This is a genomic window from Acetobacter zythi (genome assembly GCF_963921165.1).
GTDB lineage: Bacteria > Pseudomonadota > Alphaproteobacteria > Acetobacterales > Acetobacteraceae > Acetobacter.
Map to the genome: position 1 here is coordinate 1 of NZ_CAWUEO010000019.1, position 5,642 is coordinate 5,642.

Annotated in this window: 3 protein-coding genes and 1 pseudogene; all 4 read right to left on the bottom strand. The window is 57.3% G+C overall.

Going from position 1 to position 5,642, the window contains the following annotated elements; translation table 11 throughout:
* A pseudogene (locus AABE20_RS08515) lies at positions 1–628 on the bottom strand (DUF932 domain-containing protein); the annotation flags it as partial.
* A gap of 136 nt (positions 629–764) precedes the next feature.
* Positions 765–2,843 carry a ParB/RepB/Spo0J family partition protein gene (locus tag AABE20_RS08520; RefSeq protein ID WP_034932831.1) on the bottom strand — a complete coding sequence of 693 codons (2,079 nt, stop codon included), beginning with the start codon at positions 2,841–2,843 and terminating at the stop codon, positions 765–767.
* Between the two features lie 466 nt (positions 2,844–3,309).
* Positions 3,310–4,635, bottom strand: coding sequence for a helicase-related protein (locus AABE20_RS08525; RefSeq protein WP_197713591.1), 1,326 nt, complete (start codon positions 4,633–4,635; stop codon positions 3,310–3,312).
* 113 nt (positions 4,636–4,748) lie between these two features.
* A complete protein-coding gene (locus AABE20_RS08530) occupies positions 4,749–5,336 on the bottom strand; it encodes a recombinase family protein (RefSeq protein WP_338332677.1) in 588 nt (195 codons plus the stop codon).
* Positions 5,337–5,642 lie beyond the last annotated feature (306 nt).

The window sequence follows — 5,642 nt, forward strand, 5'->3', positions numbered from 1 at the left end:
TCGTCGTCTCCTTCGTGATATCCACATACGGATTATGGGTCATGGTCGCCCAGTCGATGACACCGGGCACCTTCCAGTTGGTATCACCTGTGCCGTCACCGGCAATTTTCCGCACCGCGCCGACCAGTTCGTGGTCCCAGATGCGGCCGTAATCTGGCCCGGTGACCGCGCGCAGTTCCACGCGGCCGTCCTCGGTTTCCAGTGTTTTGATCAGTTCAACCCGGTGTGACAGCAGGCCGTGCTGGAGATTGATCGCCGCCAGTGGAGCCGGAAGGTTACGCAGGTAGGACGATGGCGCGCTGATCAGACTGCACATCTGGCCGAACGACCAGTGTGTGGGGGCAATCGGCTCCTGCTGCCCCGGTACAGTCAGGGTCAGGCGCTCGGCATTGTCGCGCGAGGCTTCCACGCGAATGGCGCGGCTTTCCACCGTGCGGGTCGTGGCCCGATCTGCTCGCGCCAGGGTCGCGGCATGCAGGTCGGACAGCGACAGATAGCGTTCGTCATCGGGGCGGGAAAACCACTCGGACGATACGCGGGCACTGCGCTCCCCACGCGAAGGATCGATCCTGAAGCCGCCGGATGCGGCACCACGGGACGCGGGGGACAGGATGGTGGTTGTGATCATGGAAAACTCTCCTCTATGCCGGTTATTCGGCACAGAAGGCGAAGCCGACCTCTCCCTCTTTCCGGTATGCCGGACACGAAAAAAGCGGCTTCCGGGCACCGGAAGCCGCTGTCTCACAATTCCAAAACTCATTGCGTCACTCGGCGGCGATGGCCTCCATATCCCCGCCTGACGTCACCGTTTCAACCTGTGCCTGATCGGCCAGCCCCACGGTCCGCAACGCCTCGGGCAGCCAGCCCGAACCATCAAGCAGCCGCTCGGCCTCGCGCGCCATGTCGGGCTTCTTCATATGAACTATGCGGTCAGCCGCTTCGTCGCCACGTGCATCCCGCACCGCCTGCAGGATGCGCGCCTTGGTCACCCGGCCGAGATAGTTCTCGACCGTGGGCTGCCAGCCAGCCTCAATCAGATCAAGGCTGAGGGCCGACGCCAGTCGATTGGCCCGCTTGAGGCGTTCGGTCACGCTGCGCTGGGACACCGCACCATAGGCGGGCATGCGCTCATAGAGCGCGTTAATCCCGAAGGACAGGCAATGCGCCAGCAATGCCATGCGGCTGGTATCATCCAGCCCGGCGATCCAGCGCCACAGCGCGTCTTCGTCGTCCGGCAGATCGTGCTTCCAGCCATCGTTACGCTGTCGCAGCGCGTGGGCTGGCAGGCTGCCTGGCATGTCGGAGGAATGGACCGGCAGCGGGATTTCCCGGACATAGGCTTCCAGGCAATCCGCACCCGGTGTCTGCCAGTAAACATCGCGCACCAAGGTATGCAGCAGTTCGGTCAGCGCGATGTGCGGGTTGCTGGCAAAGGCGTCCCGCAGGGCGAGCGTGCGCCAGGCCGTCAGTTCGGTAAGCAACCGGTCAGGCAGCGGCTTGATCCCGTCTTCTTCCTCGGGTTCCACGTCGGGAGAGATGCTATCGCTCTTCCCCTCCTGATAACCATCGCCTGCGCTATCGTGCTCCTGCCCATCATACGCAGGGCAATTGTATTGATCGGCGTTGCCCGCATCATCGGTCTCTTCCGGCTCAGCCGGCATGTCCTCGGGGAGCACAAACCCCCGCTCCAACTGCAACGTACCATCGCTGGCGAGGCTTACGAAGGCCCCCGCCCGCGCCATGTCAGCGGGATCGAACGCCAGAGGCCGTTCTTCGAGGGCAAGGATGGCCTGTTCGATCTCGCCCAGCCTTGCATCAACCTCATCCGGGTATTCATCAGCCTGGGCATATTCAGCCTCGATGCTTTCCTGCTCGGCGCGCAGGGCTGCAAGCCGGGCAGTCTCCTCATCGGACAGCGGCATTTCCGTGCCATCGATCTCCGCAAACTGCCGTGTGTGGCCCCATGGGAATGACAGGGCGGTTTCGACCCATTTCCAACCCTCTGCACGGATATCTTCGGCGGCTGCATGCAGCTTTTCCATGACCAGCCGGTCCAGAATGGCCGGATCCTGCAACCAGCCGCCGTCATCGGCCTCGAACAGGTCGCGCATGATGGGACCACCCGCTACGATATAGGCCTCCAGCCCGACGAAACGGGCACGGGCGTCCGAAGCCCGCACGGTCTTTTCCGTCAGCATGCGGCGGATGACATAGGGTTCGCGGTTATGGCTCTGGGACACGATCTCCCAGACCTGTTCCTGACGGGCATGGTCATCGCTGATGGAAAAGGCCATCAACTGTTCCAGCTTCATGCCGTCCTGCTCGTAGATATCCAGCAGCTTGTCCGACACCGTCATCAGCCGCAGGCGCTGTTTGACCACGGTCGGTGCGACGAAGAACGCGGCAGCGATTTCTTCCTCGGATATACCCTTCTCCAGCATGTCACGAAAGGCGCGAAACTGATCCAGCGGATGCAGGGCTACCCGCTGGACATTCTCGGCCAGGGAATCATCTTCGGCGAGAATGGCCGACCCTGCCTCGCGCACGACGCACGGCACGGGTGCCGTTTTCGCCAGTTTCTTCTGCTTCACCAGCAGTTCGAGCGCGCGAAAACGACGCCCACCGGCCGGCACTTCGTAGGTACCGGTCTCAACCCCGGCATCGTCAACGACTGGCCGGACATTCAGGCTCTGCAGCAATCCGCGGCGCTCGATATCGCGGGCCAGTTCCTCGATCGACAGGCCGGACTTCACACGCCGCACATTGGACTGGGACAGGACCAGCCGGTTGAACGGGATATCACGGGACGAACTGAGGCTGATTTTGGGAATAGCGGTCGCCATGGCGAAAAACTCCATGACGGGCGGACAGGAGACTCTCTCCCACCCTCTCAACCCGTCACGAAATTTCGCGCAGCCCTCTGACTCTAAAAGGCCCGGACGCACCCAAAATCCGCAGCCTTTTCCCGGCAGAAAACGACGGCAACGGGGGGGGAAGCGGAATGTCCGGTTGTGGCTTAGAAATTAAAACAGCGGACATTCATTCGGACTGACGTCGGTTTTCGATTGTTCTCAGTAAAAAATATGACCTTAGAAGGGGCAGAGAGAGACCCCCGCCGGGGTCTGGTGGCCTTTATTTATTTCCCAATCGATTGTTAATAAGAACAAAATAACCTTTAAAATCATACGCTATGATAGAAGACAGATTTCATATACCATTGCAGTATTAGAGGCTTTGACACGTACGATCACGACTGCACACGGTGAAACCAGCAACACTGGGCATCCATCATGATGTAATTATGGTGTCTCAACCTACCTGCTTAGAGATTTCGACGTAACCTACTAACTCTGCCGAATAACTTTTGTTGCCATTCGCATCCCCCCTATGTCTCAGCTCCCGTTGCAGGGTTGGCTCTACCATGTGAGTAAACAGATCGTTCCGCTGATCGGGCAGAAAGATAGGCGTCGTCGGGGATGCTTGTAGGTATGTTTCACAAAGACGCTCGACCGCTGGAACACGCGTCCCGTCTTGTTTGACGGCAATGGGCAGCATCATTACGCGGCGCTCGCCCTTATCGGAAGATACTTCAACCACCCATATAGACAACAGCACCGGCTCTTCTACGTCGCCGAACACGGCAATACCGACTTCCTCTGGCGCCAGGCCACGCCAGCGAGTCAATTCCTCCTGTACCAACGAATGATCCAAGCCCATCAGTTGCAGATTATCCTGATTGGTCGCAGCTTCGCGGCTCAGAGTAAATTGAATGCTAGGGGCGCCATCGACATTGACGAGGTCGTATGTCGCGTCGTTCACCTTGATCAGTTTCTGCTTACGATCCACGACCGCCGCCGACAGAAAATGAACCAGACGATCTAAGCTGGATGATACGTCAGAGAAAGGTTTGTAATCGTCAAGACTGAAACCATCCAGGTCTTGGAACAAGTCGAACACCACCTGCCGTGCCTCTCGGGAGTTCGATAGTGCAGCCTCTAATTCCACCTGTGTTCGCTTTAATTCGGGGTCGGAAAGCGCCTCCTGATACAGACGGTCGTAATTCAATCGTTCTGATAACTGACCAAGAATCTGCGCACGTAAGTCTTCGGCCACATTGCCATGCTCATCCACCTTACCGACGGTACGCGCGATCTCGATCAGTTTCTCGTCAAGCAATAGGAAGATGCGACCTTCGATAGTATCCGACAGCACCAAGTTGTAGACCTGCGCGGTATGGCTCTGGCCGTAACGATGGATGCGCCCGATGCGTTGCTCCATATCCATCGGATTCCACGGCAGGTCGAAATTGAACAAAACGCGTGCGAACTGCAGATTGATAGTTGCCCATGCGTTGAGCCATGATCTGGTCGAAGACGGATCCGTCACCGCGTGATAGAGCGCGGCCATCAAGTGCGATTTACCGAGGCCACGTTCGCCGATCACGACTACAGGCCGACCTTTATTAGGACCAACGGCCTCAATGCCTTTTAGCAAATCATGCGTGGGATAAGTAATTTCCAAAAACTGTTTGGCGGCAATTTGAGTCGCGCCGGTTTGCTGGTCGTTAGACAGCTCGATAGCTGTGCCTTTGAGGCGCTTGCCTCTAAATTCTTCTCTGAGCGTAAGACCGAGCATTACATCAAATTCCGTAGTTAGTTTTTATGAATGAACGGAATGCGGGTCGCACCCCTGCTATTGCTGTTTTGCCTACATTCGGCAGATCAAAATAATTCGTACATGTGGGGAATTTAAAAATCTGCATTACGCGATTTGTTCGGCAGCACAGCCCCTACGTGCTTGTACAAAGTAGTTCTCGAAATACCATACTGCCGCGCCACCGCCGCCACCTGAATCTCTGGGTCGCGCAAGAGAGCTTTAATCTCGCGCACCTGCTTCTCCCCCAACTTGGGTTTCCGACCACCTGAACGCCCTCTGGCACGTGCCGCAGCGAGCCCTGCGTGAGTGCGTTCACGGATCAGGCTACGCTCAAACTCCGCAAGGGCCGCGAAGACGTGAAAAACCAACTTGCCCGCCGCACTGTTCGTTTCGATTTTCTCGGTTAAGCTCTCGAAACCAATTCCCAAACATTCCAACTCGGCCACGATTTGCACAAGATCAGGCAAGCTACGCCCAAGTCGATCCAACCGCCACACCACCAGCGTATCACCGCTGCGCAGCGCCTTCCGGCATTGCTCCAGCTCCAAGCGCACAGCGTTCTTGCCAATCGCCGCCTCTTCATAGATGACACGGCAACCAGCCTGCTGAAGCGCATCACGCTGCAGGTCTAAATGCTGGTCCTCCGTGGAAACCCGCGCGTAGCCGATCCTCTGATTCATTGACACAACCGGGACGTTGAAAAACTGACGCCAATGTTAACGGAACAATTATGGTTGCGATAGCCCAATATGGGAATTTTCAGCATGTCTAGAAAACTACCGTTTAATGGACATTTCTTGGCTGTCCGCTATGCGGAAATCAAATCGCTATGTCGCATGTCCGCCATGTAGGCGGCTGCCGCCTGTTTGCTTCACTTTCCTTGAGCGGATAGGCAGTTTAGGGGGGGGGGGACAGCGGAACATCTGTTGTACAACGGAAGCCGAAAAAAGCTGACGTTGTTGGCAATCCAGCATCACGATGCTGCC

Coding starts and splice junctions, on each gene's coding strand:
- AABE20_RS08520 (WP_034932831.1), bottom strand. CDS start 2,843: ATGGCGACCGCTATTCCCAAAATCAGCCTCAGTTCGTCCCGTGATATC.
- AABE20_RS08525 (WP_197713591.1), bottom strand. CDS start 4,635: ATGCTCGGTCTTACGCTCAGAGAAGAATTTAGAGGCAAGCGCCTCAAA.
- AABE20_RS08530 (WP_338332677.1), bottom strand. CDS start 5,336: ATGAATCAGAGGATCGGCTACGCGCGGGTTTCCACGGAGGACCAGCAT.